The organism is Allokutzneria sp. A3M-2-11 16 (genome assembly GCF_024213555.1).
In the GTDB taxonomy this organism is placed as follows: domain Bacteria; phylum Actinomycetota; class Actinomycetes; order Mycobacteriales; family Pseudonocardiaceae; genus Allokutzneria.
Map to the genome: position 1 here is coordinate 45056 of NZ_JANAVO010000020.1, position 12697 is coordinate 57752.

Consider the following 12697-nt stretch of genomic DNA (forward strand, 5'->3'; position numbering starts at 1 on the left):
GGGGCGCAAGGGAATCGAGGCTTTACCTGGGGTGCGCGTGCCATACGCTCGCGCGCGAGGGCCGGGTTCCTCCCGTGCCAGCCGGGAATGCCGGTGTTGTCGCCGACGACGAAAGACACGGGCTCACCGCCGAAAGAACTCTCCGGCTCCCGCCGATCGGACCACGTGGCAAGCGCATGACGCCCGACTGCTCACGTCCCGTGCCGTGCGCACCTCAACTGCGGCGCCCCGCTCTGCCACGGAATGAGGGCGGTCGCTTGAAGCTCCGGCCGAACCGGAACGCCCGCGAGAAGGACTCCATGGTCACCGGCACCACGATCATCAAGAGGACGACGGCGAGCAGTCCACCGCTCTCAGTCCCCTGGAACAGCCACTCCGTCCAGCTCGCCCGGTCCCGCGGAGCCGAGTAGCCCGCCCAGACGAGAGTCCACAGCCAACCAGCGGCCAACGCCAACAGGACGGCTGATCGCAAGGCGCCCCAGTCCCTGCGGAGGCGGCGGCGTTCGTTGTCCAGGAACCTGTCCGTCAGGTTCTCGAAGTGGGACAGCAGATCGCCGCGCACGCGACTGCCGGTTGGAGTGAGTTCGACGAGTTCACCTACCGCCTTGAGCTGCTTCGTCTCGCGCGTCCGCTTGCGGCCCTCCTGCGCGAGGAAGAGCAGCAAGGTGATCAGGGGTGCCAGCGCCACGCCGAGGACGCGGAACACCATCTCGACCGTCATGACCGCGACGATCCCGCACTGATGATCATCGACGCCACGTCCGTGACGGCATTCGCCTGATTTGATCAGCCGACGGAGGTCGTTTCGCGCCGGTAGAAGTACTGCATGAGCCCGTCCTTGAAGCTGGCGACCTTGTCGTAGAGCGCGCGGGCCTCGGCGTCCTCCAGGGTGTTCCAGTACAGGCGCGGGGCGCCGTGCTCCTCGGCGTCCCGCGCCACCCACTCGATCATGGCCGACGCGACACCCCGACGCCGGACCTCCGGGGCCACGAACAGATCGGCCATGTAGCACCTCCCAGCACCCCAGATGCTCGCGTGGAACACGTAGTGCGCCACGCCGACCGCCTTGCCGTCCAGCCGGGCCAAGATCCCGCGCACCTGCCCGCCGTCGAGCAAACGCCCCCAGGTCTGCTCGTAGCCTTCGTCGCTGACCTCGGTGCCGAAGAACGAGTGGTGACCACGGGCCAGCACTTCCCAGTCGGCGCGGTCGGAAGCGGTCACGAAGCTGATCTCCACCATGGCGCCCCATCCTGCCGCACCCCCAGGGCGGCGGAGCGGGGAAATCGGTCTCTCCCGAAGGAAGAGACCGATTCCGCGTCGCCTAGCAGGTGAACGTTCTCGACTCGGTCGTCTTCGAGCCGCCCTCGCTCAGCGCGTCGATGATCCCCCGGTACGTGTGCCTGCCGGTGCCGGTGCAGTCGAAGGTGATCGGCACGGTGCGGTTGCCCGTCCAGTGCGCCGTTGCCTTGTTCTGCCAGATGTTGCCGATCACGTGCCACTGCAGGACCCCGCGCCACCGCGACGTGGACGGGCACCCCAGCGACTGCCCCTTCACGGTGATGGTGTTGCCGGACTTCGCGGGCGCGGTCATGCCGAACTGGCACGCCTCGACGCCGCCCCCGGATGCGGTCGCCGACGGGGCCCCGGCGAGCAGTGCGATCGCGGCCATCCCGACACAGAGTGTCTTCTTCACGCGTTCCCTCCTCGTATCGCTGAAGAAAGCCACTTCATCGTCGGGGGGATCGCGGGGCGGCGTGGCCACCCGAACAACCCACAAACGCCTCAGAGTTCGTCCAGCGACACCAGGCCGTCCTGGATCGCGCGCGCCACGAGGGTCGCCTTCGTCCGCGCGGGCCGACCGGCGTTGGCGTACTTGATCCGCACCCGGTCGAGGTAGCAGTTGATGGTGTTGACGGACAGGTTCAGCACCTTGCTGACCGTGTCCTTCGACTCGCACTGGAACCACTCCAGCAGCACGTCGACCTCGCGCGGGGTCAGCCTCGGGCGGCCGGAGCGGCTGTCGGTGCCCATCGCGCCGGCGAGGATCGGTGGTACGTAAGGAACGTGCCGCGCCGCCGCCCGGATCGCCTCGATCAGGTGCGCCTCGCCCTCGGCCTTGGTGAGGTAGGTGGCCGCGCCGAGTTCGAGGCAGGTCAACGCGATGTCCTGGTCCTCGCGCATGGTGTAGACGACGACCGGCCGCCCGGAGTCGGCGAGCCTGCGCAGATCCCCGTACCCCGGACCGGGTCCGGTCAGGTACAGGTCCAGCACGACCACGTCCGCCGCGCGGCCGGGATCGTGCCACGCGGCCCCGGCGTCGGGCCCCCGGCCGAGCACGCTGATCGGCGGATCCGCCGCCGCGCACCAGGCGGACACCCCGGCCAGGATCGCCGGATGGTCGTCGACGATGATTACGCTGGTTCCCCTGTGTGATGCCATATCGCTCGAACCCCCAGCCGGTCGGCGCACGGCAGCCGCGTGACGCTGACCAACCCCTTCCCCTCGTTCGGGGCGGCCGACGCGGGAGCGTCCGCCACCACGCTCACCGTGACTGTCGAAGCGCGCCGGGCGACCGTTACCCGGGCGGACGACCGTGCCGCGCTCAGCACGGCCAGCACCGGCTCGGTCAACGCCCGCCGCGCACCGAGCGGTGGGACGGAGCACGCGCCCATGACGGCGAACCGCACCACCAGGCCGCGTCTTTCCGCGACCTCGATGCAGGCTCGCAGCTCGTGCAGCAGCGGATCGGGGGTGTCGTCGTGCTCGGCCAGCAACCTCCGCATCCTGGCGGCCTCCGCCGCGCAGCGCTGCCGCACACCGTCGTCGGCCGGGTCCAGTCCCCCACCGGACAGCCCGGCGAGCAGCGGCACGGTGGTCGCCGTGAGCCCCGCGTAGCGCTGCTGACGGTCGGCGTGCAACTGCTCCGCCATGACCTCCGCGGTGCGATGCCGCTCCTGCTCGTCGGCGATCCGCGTCGCCGTGACGACCATGCGGCGCAACGCGGACACCGCGACACCGACCGCGAACGGGAGACCGAAAACGCTGAAGTTCGAGATCGCGAGCCGGGCCAGCGCTTCCGGCTCGGCCAGCCCAGCGGACCACAATTGCAGTGGTGCTACTGCATAACCGGCGGCGAGGTAGCCCACGAGCACGTGGATCGGGCGGCCCCACAACAACAGCACGCCGAGCCAGGCTGACAGATCGTCGGCGCCGTGCGGCGACCCCACCAGATGTCGCGGTTCCACCGCCGCGGTGGCCACCACCGCTCCGACGAACACCACGACCAACAGGACGCGACTGGTCCGGTTCGTGGCACCGATCACCGCGGTGACACCGGCGAGGACCACGAACACCACCGCTTCGACGGCGGGCGACCGGTACATCCACGTGTTGGTGACGAGCATCGGCAAGTAGAGTCCGAAAAGGACGGTCACCGTGATCACCAGGGTGGCCAACCGCATTCCATCGAGCAGTCGTGCTGTCGCGCCCTCAACCACGGGGCCACTCCAGCCGCACGGTGGTCCCCCGGCCGTCGCGGGACTCGACGATCGCCCGACCTCCAGCCCGTGCCAGGCGACCCACGATAGAGCCCGACAGCCCGTGCGCTCCCGGAGAAACCCGCGCGGGATCGAATCCGCGCCCTTCGTCGACGACCTCGACCACGGCCCTGTCCTGGTGCCCGACCAGGCGCAGCACCACTTCGCTGACTCCGGCGTGGCGCCACGCATTGGTCAACGCCTCCCGCGTGGCGAGGAACAACGCGATCGCCGCGGCCGAGGGCAGCGCGACCGACCCGCTCATCTCTTGCCGGACGTTCAGGCGGCTTTCCCGGGCGGCACCGTCCAACAACGCAGGCAGGTCAACACTGTCCACTGTGGTCAGTGGTGCCTCGGTGAGCACCTCGAGGTCCCTGTCGGCCTGCTCGCACAACCACATCTCGCGGCGCGGCACAGTCCCCATTCCGACCATCAGCAACGTCGTCGCGGTCGTATCGTGCAGCAGGGCGAGGAACTCGCGATGGTCGGCTCGCCGCGCGGCCGCGACAGCCGCCTCACGCCGCTCGCGTTCCTCCTGCGCGTGCAACTGATCCGTCGTGCGCGCAGCACGCCTGAGGATGCCGAAGAGCCCGCGGGACAACCCCGCCGTCGCCACGATCCAGACGCACAACGGGAGCCCTGCCGACCACTCCATCGGAGCGGCGATCACCGTCCCGGCCACATGTGCGCCAACGAGAAGCGCCGTCGCCACCAACCCGAACGTCAGGCTCGTGTGCCATTGATAAGCAGCCGCCGCGATCGTGCTCACGACGAGCGTCCAACTGGTGCCGTCGTACACCGCCGAGCCGAACACGGTCCACGGCTGCGTCACGCAAAGCCCAATGATGACAACGAGATCGACGCCAGGGTGTCTCAGCAGGAACACGTAGGCGCTGGTCCACAGCACCAGTAGAACTGCTACCGCGGCCGTGCTCAGTCGCATGTCCGGCGGCACGGCGAGCACCGCGAGCGGCGCGCAGACGAACACGACCGCGATCCGCGCCACCGCCGCGTACCGAAGCCCGAAGCGCTCCAGCGCCCGCTCCACATCCGGTGAAGCTACCGCGTGTCGGCGGTGTTCAACTTCCGATCGAGATTTCGGCCGAGGACGTCACGGATGTAGATCTCGACGAACTCCGGCAACCACGGCGATTCGGCGATCCTCCCGAAGACCTCGGTGAGGCGTTCGTCCGGCGCGCTGGTCAGGTGGACGATGCGCCAGAGGTTCACCGGCCGGTCTTCCTCCCCGGACACCGCGTGCTCGACGTGGAAGATCGGCTGATCGGCATCGGCGTGCAACTGCCGACCGTGCTCGTCGTCGCACTCGGCGGTCCCGATGAAGGTGACCGCCTGGCGAACGTGGTCGAGTGCGGTCCGCTCCAGCACCAGCCCGTAGCTGTCCGGGTTCAGCCAGCGGCGTTGCCGCGAGCGCCGGACGAACACGTCGTCACCGCCCCAGGCCGCCGCGCTTCCGGCTTCAACCACGAACGGGATGAACAGATCCGGCCGCCGCGCTTTCCGCACCTCGTTGTCCCACAACATGGTCCGGGTGAACACCAGCGGCTCGTCGAGCCGGTACCGCTCGGCGAGCACCCGGTTGACGTCCAGGGAGGGCAGGGTGAAGCGGGTGTTGCCGGGCTCGGCCCACGCCCGCTCGAACACGTCCTCGTGGTTCAGCATGATCAGCGCCCTCCAGGTCGGCGAAGCTGAGCGTTGAGCCGCGCGGCCTGCCGCGTGAGGTGCTCCCGTTCGGGGAGGTTCGGCGCCGACCGGGCGGCGTCGGCGTAGAACCGGGCCGCGGTCACCAGGTCACCGTCGCGCTCGTGCAGGTACGCCACGGCCGCGGCGTGGCGGGGCAGGTCGGGGTCGAGTCCTGCCAGGGCGGCCAAACCGGCTCGCGGACCGTCCGCCTCGCCGACCGCGACCGCGCGGTTGAGGCGGACCACCGGGTTGTCGGTGAGACGCGACAGTTCGTCGTACCACTCGACGATCTGCGGCCAGTCGGTCTCCTCGGCTGTCGGGGCGTCGGCGTGCAGCGCGGCGATCGCGGCCTGCGCCTGGAACTCCCCCAGCCGGTCGCGGGCGAGCGCCGCCTGGAGCACGGCGACGCCTTCGGTGATCAGCCGGGTGTCCCACAGATCGCGGTCCTGCTCGGCGAGCGGCACGAGGCTGCCGTCGGCGCGGGTCCGGGCCGGGCGCCGCGCGTGGTGCAGCAGCATCAGCGCGAGCAGGCCCGCCACCTCCTCGTGCTTGATCCTGTCCGCCAGCTGGCGGGCGAGCCGGATCGCCTCGGCGGCGAGGTCGACGTCACCGGAGTAGCCCTCGTTGAAGACCAGGTAGAGCACGCGCAGCACGGTGCCGACGTCGCCGGGCTGGGTGAACCGGATGTCCGAGACGGTCCGCTTGGCCCGGCTGATCCGCTGGGCCATGGTCGCCTCGGGCACGAGGTACGCCTGCGCGATCTGCCTCGTCGTCAGGCCGCCGACCGCGCGCAGCGTCAGCGCGACCGCCGAACTCGGCGTCAGGGACGGGTGCGCGCACAGGAAGTACAGCTGGAGCGTGTCGTCCACCGCCGCACCCGGGCCGGGCTCCGGCTCGGCGTCGACGAGCTCCTCGCGCCGCCGCCGGGAGGTCTCGGCGCGGGCGGCGTCGAGGAACTTGCGCCAGGCCACGGTGACCAGCCAGCCCTTGGGGTCCCGCGGCGGATCGTCCCGCCACCCGCGCAGGGCTTCGACCAGGGCGTCCTGCACGGCGTCCTCGGCCGCCGCGAAGTCTGCTCCGCGGCGGACGAGGACCCCGATCACGGCGGGCGTGAGGGCCCGGACCAGGGCCTCATCCACCGTGCGTCACTCGGTGATCGTCGGGGGCGCGGTCAGGAACGGCCGCACCTCCAGCCACTCGTGGATCGGCTTGCCGCCCGCGCCCGGGGCCGCGGACAGCTCCCCCGCCAGCTCCAGCGCCCGCTCGTGGCTCTCCACGTCGATCACCATCCACCCGGCGATCACGTCCTTGGTCTCCGCGAACGGGCCGTCGGTGACCGGCGGGCGCCCTTCGCCGTCGTAGCGGACGAAGGTGCCCTCCGGGGACAGCGCCTGGCTGTCGACGAACTCGCCGGTGCCCTCCAACCGAGCAGCGAAGTCCCGCATGTACTGGATGTGGGCCGAGACCTCCTCGGGGGTCCACTGGTCCATCGGGGCGTCGTTGACCGATGCCGGAGCGCCGCGGTAGTGCTTGAGCAACAGGTACTTGGCCATCGTGGTCTCCTAGGTGCGTCGCGGCCCATTGTGGCCGCCTCCGCCCCTGGGACGGAGCCGCACCCGGGTTCTCGACATCCCTCCGAGACTTTTTCCGCTCAGTCCCGCGTCACCGCTGGGCGATCTTGCCGGAGCACTTCTCCTCCAGCTCCTTGGTGGCCGCGGCCTCGACCTCCTTGGTCCCCTTGATCTCGCCGGACTTCTTCCTGCCGTCGAGCCAGGCCTGGATGTCGTCCTTGCTGTAGTGCTTGATCATCACGTCCGCGACGCACTCCAGGGCCGCCTGGGGCAGGTCCTTGGACTCGGCCTCGGTCTTCATCTTGGCCACCACAGCCGACTGGTTGACGACGCCACCGCCACCACCGCCGCAGGCGGCGAGCCCGGCGGCGAGAAGGGCGCTGACGGTGATACGGGCCGCGATCGACGAACGCACGGATTGCCTCTCGGAGTTCAGTGGACGAACGGGGTTCAGGACGCGGGACATCAGGAAGGCATCCGCTCGCAGGTGGCGATGATCGGGTCGGTCTTGGTGGCGGCTGCCTTGCCGTCGACGGTCAGCTTGCAGCTGACCTCCTGCCGGGTGATGTTGCCCTCGTCGTCGACGGCCGATTCCGCGGTGACCGAGAAGGAGGTGCGGACGTCCTTGTCGACCTTCACTTCCTTCTTCCACGGCAGCTGCACGTTGGCCACGCTCTTCGGCACCACCGAGCCGCTCTCGTTGTAGGTGATCGACGAAGCCTTGCCGGTGCCGGTGGCCTCGTAGACCACGGTGAGGGTGTCCGAGGAGGACTCGGAGTTCCCGGAGCCACCACCCGCACAGCCGACCGCGGCGAAGGCGGTGACAACGAGCCCGAGAACATGGATGGAGCGCATGTAAATCCCCTAGGAAATTTCGAAAGTTGTTCAGGTGCGAACACCCGGTAATGAGGTCGCAGAACATAAGCGCGCCCACCACATCCGGCCCATATGCGAACCACACGGACCCCCGCCCGGTTGTTCGACCGCACTGCTGTCAGTCGAACAATCCTTGTGGACGCAGGCGAACGGCGGCACCTGCGCCCTTATGCGGGAATTCGTTGCGACAGAAGCAATCTTGACCCCCTACCAGGGGCGTCTTAATTTCAGCACAGGGCCGTACACCCCCTGCAACGGCCCGCTGAGAGGTTTGCCATGTCACATACGAGACGATTATTGACGATCGCTTCGGTATTCATTCTTTCCCTGGTCTCGCCAATCACGGAATACGGCGACGTCCGGGACGCGGCGCACGAAACGCCCTCCGCCGTTCCGCTGGCCGGACCCCGCCCGGCGTTCGCCGCGCCGTGGCCCTGCAACCAGGTGCGCGACTACTACCACCACGCCACCGAGGTCAGCAACGCGCTCGACTTCAACATCGCGGGCACCGCCGACCTGGGGACGCCCGCGCTCGCCTCCGCACCGGGACGCGTCGTCTCCGCGCGGGTGAACGGCGGCTACGGCAACGAGGTGGTGGTCGACCACGGTGGCGGCTGGTCGAGCCGGGTCGCCCACCTCAGCCGGTTCTCGGTGGGCCTGGGCCAGCAGGTCGCGCGCGGCCAGGAACTCGGCAAGGTCGGCTCGACCGGGAACTCCACGGGCCCGCACCTGCACTACGAGCAGATCGCCGACGGCGTGCGGGTGCGGATCGTCATCGACGGCGTCGCCCTGCCCTACAGCCAGGCCACCCGCCAGCACACGAGCCGCAACTGCGTGAACGGGCCGCTGCGCGATGGCACCTACCGGATCAGGGCCGAGATCGGCGGGCACGACCTGGACGTCTTCGAGTGCCGGACCAACGACGGCGCCGACGTGCGCATCTGGTACCGGATCGCGAGCAGCCCCTGCCAGCGCTGGCAGGTCACCAGCGTCGGCGGCAGCACCTTCAAGATCGTGGACGGCAACAGCGGCAAGGCGCTGGACGTGGCGGGCTGCTCCACCGCCAACGGCGCCGTGGTCCACCTGTGGCCGTACTACGGCGGGGCCTGCCAGCAGTGGCGGATCGAACCGAGCGGCACCAGCTACAGCGTGATCGGCGTCGGCAGCGGGAAGTCGCTCGACGTGGCGCAGTGCTCGCCCGCGCCGGGCGCCGACGTCCACCTGTGGCCCTACCACGGGGAAGCGTGCCAGCGCTGGCACTTCGACCCCGTGTGAGCCTCATCCGTGCCGGGGTCCGGCTCGCCCGCCGGACCCCGGCACGCGTCCAACCGCCTGCCCGGATTCGGTCGAATGGCTACGCCCGTCCGGGGAGGAGCGCGCGGAACGCGTCCTCGTGCTCCCTGCGACGACGGGTATCCCGTTCGAAGACTTCGCGGGCCACGTCCGCGAGCGCGACAGCCGGAGCCTCCAGGTCGAGCTTGCTGGCCTCCGCCACGCGCTCCCGCCAGTCCGCTGGCACGTCGTCGAGTCCGTTGAGCGCTCCGGAGATCGCGCCGCCCATGCTGGCGATGGAGTCGCAGTCACGGCCGTAGTTGACGCTGCCGAGGATCGTGCCGCGGGTGTCCCCGCGCGAGACCACGAGCATGCCCAGCGCGATCGGCAGCTCCTCGATCGAGTGCAGGCGACTGGGCGTGCGGGCACCGAGGCCGGGCTTGGTGTACTCCGGCCCGACGGTGTCGAAGGGCTCAACGGCGTTGCGCAGCACCGGGATCGCGGCCTCCCAGTCGTCGTACCCGGACGCGACCTCGCACACCGCCGCGATCGCCGCGCGCGTCCCGTCCTTGGCCAGCCGCAGGCAATCCTCGACGACTCTGTCCACAGTGGACTCCGGGTGGAACGCCGAAGCCACCGCGGCCGCGAAGACCGCGGCGGCCTCCCTGCCGTAGCTGGACTGGTGTGCGCCCGCGATCTCGACGGCCTCGGCGTACGCGGCGTCCGGATTGCCCGCGTTGATCACGCCGACCGGCGCCATGTACATCGCGGCGCCGCAGTTGACGATGTTGCCGACCCCGGCCTCACGCGGATCGATGTTGCCGTAGTGCAGGCGCGCGACGATCCACTTCTCGGCCAGGAACAGCCGCTGGAACGGCAGCGCCTCGGCTTCGAGCTCCGGAACCCACACCTTGTTCCCGATCAGTTCCGGCACCAGGTGATCGGCGATCGAGTGCGCGTCGATGTGGTCGCGGACCTTGGTGTAGACCCGGACCAGCGCGTGGGTCATCAAGGTGTCGTCGGTGATGTAGCCGTCGCCGTTGTGAAACGGCGCGATCGGCCGCGCTTCGCGCCAGTTCTCGTAGAAGGGCGGCACGATCCCTCGGATGCGGCCGCCGTAGCGCTCGACCAGGTCCTCCGGTGTCCAGCCCTCGGCGGGTCCACCGAGCGCGTCACCGACAGCGGCCCCGACCAGGCAGCCCTTGGCGCGGTCCTCCAGCGATTTCGCCACCACGATCCGTCCTCCTCCGCTCGCTGCCGCCCTGTCGTCATTGGACCAGTCACCGCTCGTTCGAGGAGGTCCCGGTTGAACGCTTCGGGAAGGCTTGGCAACCTCGTGCCCGTGATCGATGTCGCGAAGGAATACCTGCACGGGGATCTGCGCGAGGTCCGCGAGGCGGTGCTCGGGAAGCTGGACGGGCTCTCCGAGTACGACGCCCGTCGCCCGCTGACCGGCTCCGGGACCAACCTCCTCGGCCTGGTCAAACACCTCTCGACCTGGGAGGCCCGCTACTTCGGCGAGGTGTTCGGGCGCCCGTACCCCGAACACCTGCCCCGGTGGGACGACGAGTCCGCGCGCGGGACCGATCTGTGGGCGACCGAGCACGAGACGCGCGCCGAGATCGTCGACCGCTACCGCCGGGTGTGGGAGCACGCCGACGCGACGATCGACACCCTCGCCATCGACGCCCCCGGCCACGTGCCGTGGTGGCCGCGCCCGGACGTGACGCTGTTCAACGTCATGGTGCACATGCTCACCGAGACCAACCGGCACGCCGGGCACGCCGACATCCTCCACGAACAGCTCGTCGGTGCTCAGCCCGGCGGCGCGTTCCACGAGATCGAGCGCGCCGCCAGGGCAGCGCGATGAGCGGTCACCCCGTGCTCCGGCAGTGGCGCACCCACGTCGACGAGGCCAGGGCGGACGAGTACGAGCGCTTCGCCCGCGAGCGGTCGCTCCCGATGTTCCGTGAACACGACGGCCTCATCGGTGTCCTGTTCGCCCGCGAGGGCACCGAGTGCGTGGTGATCACGTTGTGGGAGAACGCGGAAGCGGTGCGACGCCTGGAGGAGTCATCGCTCTACCAACGGACGGTGGCGGAGATCAGCGCGGCGGGCTTCCTCACCGGCACCTCCTCGGTCGAGGCGATACCGTTGCACGACATGTGGTTCTCCGGCTGACGGTGTGGCGGTGCTGGCGTTTTGGCTTTGGACGGGAGCAGCCTGGTTTGGTTGGGTTGTCTTTCCTGCGTTGCGCTCGGCTTGCGGATTCGCTTGGGGCGCCTGGGAATTCACGCTTTCGAGGCATGATCGACTATTTGTTTGCGATAGAATGTGGTTATGCCCCTTGGTAAATATCTCGATGAGGTCGAAGATGCCGCTCGCACCCTGACACAGGCCCAGGCCGCTCTCGCCTCCGCGTGCCGGAAGTACATGGATCAGGTGCCGGAGTGGGACTACCAGTACATGGGTTCAGAGGTCGGTCCCCGGTTGGCGATGTCCCGTCGGAAAGCCGACCGGATGCTCTCGCGTGGGTTCGAGTTGACCGAGCGTCCCGCTGTCTTGCAGGCGATGGCCGAAGGCCGAGTCGACGAAGGCAAGGCCCTGCTGATCCTGGACCAGATCAGCGTCCTCTCCGAGATCCACAAGGCGATCGTCGAAGAAGACCTCTTGGACTACGCCCAGACCCGCACCTACACCTCGGTGCGTCGGCATGCGCAGACGGTGATCCACAAGCTGGACCCTGATGCCGCTCTGCGTCGGCACAAGAAGGCGACCAAGGAACGGGTGGTGGAGAAGCGGAACCTCGATGACGGCATGTCCTCGTTGCGGTTCCTCGTGCCTGCCCTGGAGGGTGTGTTGATCTATGACCGGATCGACAGGATCGCCCGAGCGTTGCCCAAGGATGACCGGACGTTGGACCAGAAGCGCGCCGATGTGGTGATGGATGTGTTGCTGGGCAAGGACACCGGCGCGCCCCAGGGTGAGGTGCGGGTGTACCTGACCATGCCGGTCACCAGTGTCATCGGGATGAACGACGACCCCGCCATCCTCCACGGATACGGACCCCTGCCCGCCGAGATCGCCCGCGACGTCATCGCTGGTGGGATCTGGAAGCGCATCCTCACCGACCCCGTCACCGGCATGGCCGAAGAAGTCAGCGATGTCTACCGGCCCACCGCGAAGCAGCGGGAGTTGATCGCCGCCCGCTACCCCAGGTGCACCGCGATCGGATGCCAACAGCCCGCACACCGTTGTGACCTGGACCACTGCTGCCGGTTTGATGGCACCAACACCACCGTCAAGAACCTGCGGCCGAAGTGCCGCCACCACCACCGCATGAAGCACGAATCCACCTGGCGCTGCGAGAACTTCCCAGATGGACGGCACGTGTGGACCACGCCCAGCGGGGACGTCTACGAAACCGAACTGGAACCCATCGCCGAACCCGCCCCCTTCTGATCAGGACGGCGTCATCGCCAAGAGTGTCCGTTGTGGACGGTGCGGTTCACTCCCAGATACGCCGAGAACCGCTGATGAATCCGCGTGAGACGTCACCGCAGGTCGCAACTCGGTCACCCGGGTCGCCGGTGGTGACGAAGGCGGCGAGATGTCCACGCCGTGCGCTGCGCCGAACAACGGGCTGCGCCACGTGAGGTCGTACAGCCAGGTGCGACCGCCCGCTCGGGCGCGCGCGGCGGCGGCTCGACTGGCGCTGCCACGAACGGAATCCCCTTGAAC

At 69.0% G+C, this 12697-nt stretch carries 16 protein-coding genes; 4 read left to right on the forward strand and 12 right to left on the reverse strand.

Annotated elements, in window-relative coordinates:
* Nucleotides 1-214: 214 nt before the first annotated feature.
* The 11 genes from NLX83_RS37530 to NLX83_RS37580 all read right to left on the reverse strand — a co-directional run bounded on the left by NLX83_RS37530 (nucleotide 215) and on the right by NLX83_RS37580 (nucleotide 7663).
* Nucleotides 215-721: a hypothetical protein gene (locus NLX83_RS37530; RefSeq protein ID WP_254240038.1), complete on the reverse strand. Its 507-nt coding sequence runs from the start codon at nucleotides 719-721 to the stop codon at nucleotides 215-217.
* 65 nt (nucleotides 722-786) lie between these two features.
* Nucleotides 787-1239 carry a GNAT family N-acetyltransferase gene (locus NLX83_RS37535; protein ID WP_254240039.1) on the reverse strand — a complete coding sequence of 151 codons (453 nt, stop codon included), beginning with the start codon at nucleotides 1237-1239 and terminating at the stop codon, nucleotides 787-789.
* Nucleotides 1240-1321: 82 nt separating this feature from the next.
* Nucleotides 1322-1693, reverse strand: a complete 372-nt coding sequence (locus tag NLX83_RS37540; RefSeq protein WP_254240040.1) for a hypothetical protein — start codon at nucleotides 1691-1693, stop codon at nucleotides 1322-1324.
* A gap of 89 nt (nucleotides 1694-1782) precedes the next feature.
* Nucleotides 1783-2439: a response regulator transcription factor gene (locus NLX83_RS37545; protein ID WP_254240041.1), complete on the reverse strand. Its 657-nt coding sequence runs from the start codon at nucleotides 2437-2439 to the stop codon at nucleotides 1783-1785.
* Complete coding sequence (locus NLX83_RS37550; protein ID WP_254240042.1) at nucleotides 2412-3497, reverse strand: hypothetical protein; 1086 nt, start codon at nucleotides 3495-3497, stop codon at nucleotides 2412-2414. Before NLX83_RS37550 ends, NLX83_RS37545 begins: the two co-directional genes overlap by 28 nt.
* Complete coding sequence (locus tag NLX83_RS42155) at nucleotides 3490-4584, reverse strand: sensor histidine kinase (protein WP_254240043.1); 1095 nt, start codon at nucleotides 4582-4584, stop codon at nucleotides 3490-3492. The genes NLX83_RS37550 and NLX83_RS42155 overlap by 8 nt, the downstream gene beginning before the upstream one ends.
* An 11-nt stretch (nucleotides 4585-4595) precedes the next feature.
* The gene (locus tag NLX83_RS37560) at nucleotides 4596-5216 is read right to left on the reverse strand and encodes a hypothetical protein (RefSeq protein WP_254240044.1); all 621 of its coding nucleotides are present in this window, start codon (nucleotides 5214-5216) and stop codon (nucleotides 4596-4598) included.
* A 2-nt stretch (nucleotides 5217-5218) separates the two neighbouring features.
* A complete protein-coding gene (locus NLX83_RS37565) occupies nucleotides 5219-6376 on the reverse strand; it encodes an RNA polymerase sigma factor (protein WP_254240045.1) in 1158 nt (385 codons plus the stop codon).
* Nucleotides 6377-6382: 6 nt separating this feature from the next.
* On the reverse strand, nucleotides 6383-6790 hold the full coding sequence (locus NLX83_RS37570; protein WP_254240046.1) for a YciI family protein: 408 nt from the start codon (nucleotides 6788-6790) through the stop codon (nucleotides 6383-6385).
* A gap of 109 nt (nucleotides 6791-6899) precedes the next feature.
* Nucleotides 6900-7223, reverse strand: a complete 324-nt coding sequence (locus NLX83_RS37575; RefSeq protein WP_254240047.1) for a hypothetical protein — start codon at nucleotides 7221-7223, stop codon at nucleotides 6900-6902.
* A 50-nt stretch (nucleotides 7224-7273) separates the two neighbouring features.
* A complete protein-coding gene (locus NLX83_RS37580; RefSeq protein ID WP_254240048.1) occupies nucleotides 7274-7663 on the reverse strand; it encodes a hypothetical protein in 390 nt (129 codons plus the stop codon).
* A gap of 297 nt (nucleotides 7664-7960) precedes the next feature.
* On the opposite strand from NLX83_RS37580, the gene NLX83_RS41680 reads away from it, so the two are divergent.
* Nucleotides 7961-8959 (forward strand): RICIN domain-containing protein, encoded by a 999-nt coding sequence (locus tag NLX83_RS41680; protein ID WP_305884227.1) that lies wholly within the window; start codon nucleotides 7961-7963, stop codon nucleotides 8957-8959.
* 79 nt (nucleotides 8960-9038) lie between these two features.
* Here NLX83_RS41680 and NLX83_RS37595 read toward each other — a convergent pair whose 3' ends face one another.
* Nucleotides 9039-10190 carry an ADP-ribosylglycohydrolase family protein gene (locus NLX83_RS37595; RefSeq protein ID WP_254240049.1) on the reverse strand — a complete coding sequence of 384 codons (1152 nt, stop codon included), beginning with the start codon at nucleotides 10188-10190 and terminating at the stop codon, nucleotides 9039-9041.
* A 102-nt stretch (nucleotides 10191-10292) separates the two neighbouring features.
* Between NLX83_RS37595 and NLX83_RS37600 the strand changes: the two genes are divergently transcribed.
* The 3 genes from NLX83_RS37600 (at nucleotide 10293) to NLX83_RS37610 (ending at nucleotide 12418) form a co-directional block, all read left to right on the forward strand.
* Nucleotides 10293-10826, forward strand: a complete 534-nt coding sequence (locus NLX83_RS37600; RefSeq protein ID WP_374118861.1) for a DinB family protein — start codon at nucleotides 10293-10295, stop codon at nucleotides 10824-10826.
* Nucleotides 10823-11137, forward strand: a complete 315-nt coding sequence (locus NLX83_RS37605) for an antibiotic biosynthesis monooxygenase (protein ID WP_254240051.1) — start codon at nucleotides 10823-10825, stop codon at nucleotides 11135-11137. The genes NLX83_RS37600 and NLX83_RS37605 overlap by 4 nt, the downstream gene beginning before the upstream one ends.
* 159 nt (nucleotides 11138-11296) lie before the next feature.
* Nucleotides 11297-12418, forward strand: a complete 1122-nt coding sequence (locus NLX83_RS37610) for an HNH endonuclease signature motif containing protein (protein WP_254240052.1) — start codon at nucleotides 11297-11299, stop codon at nucleotides 12416-12418.
* The last annotated feature ends 279 nt before the right edge of the window (nucleotides 12419-12697 follow it).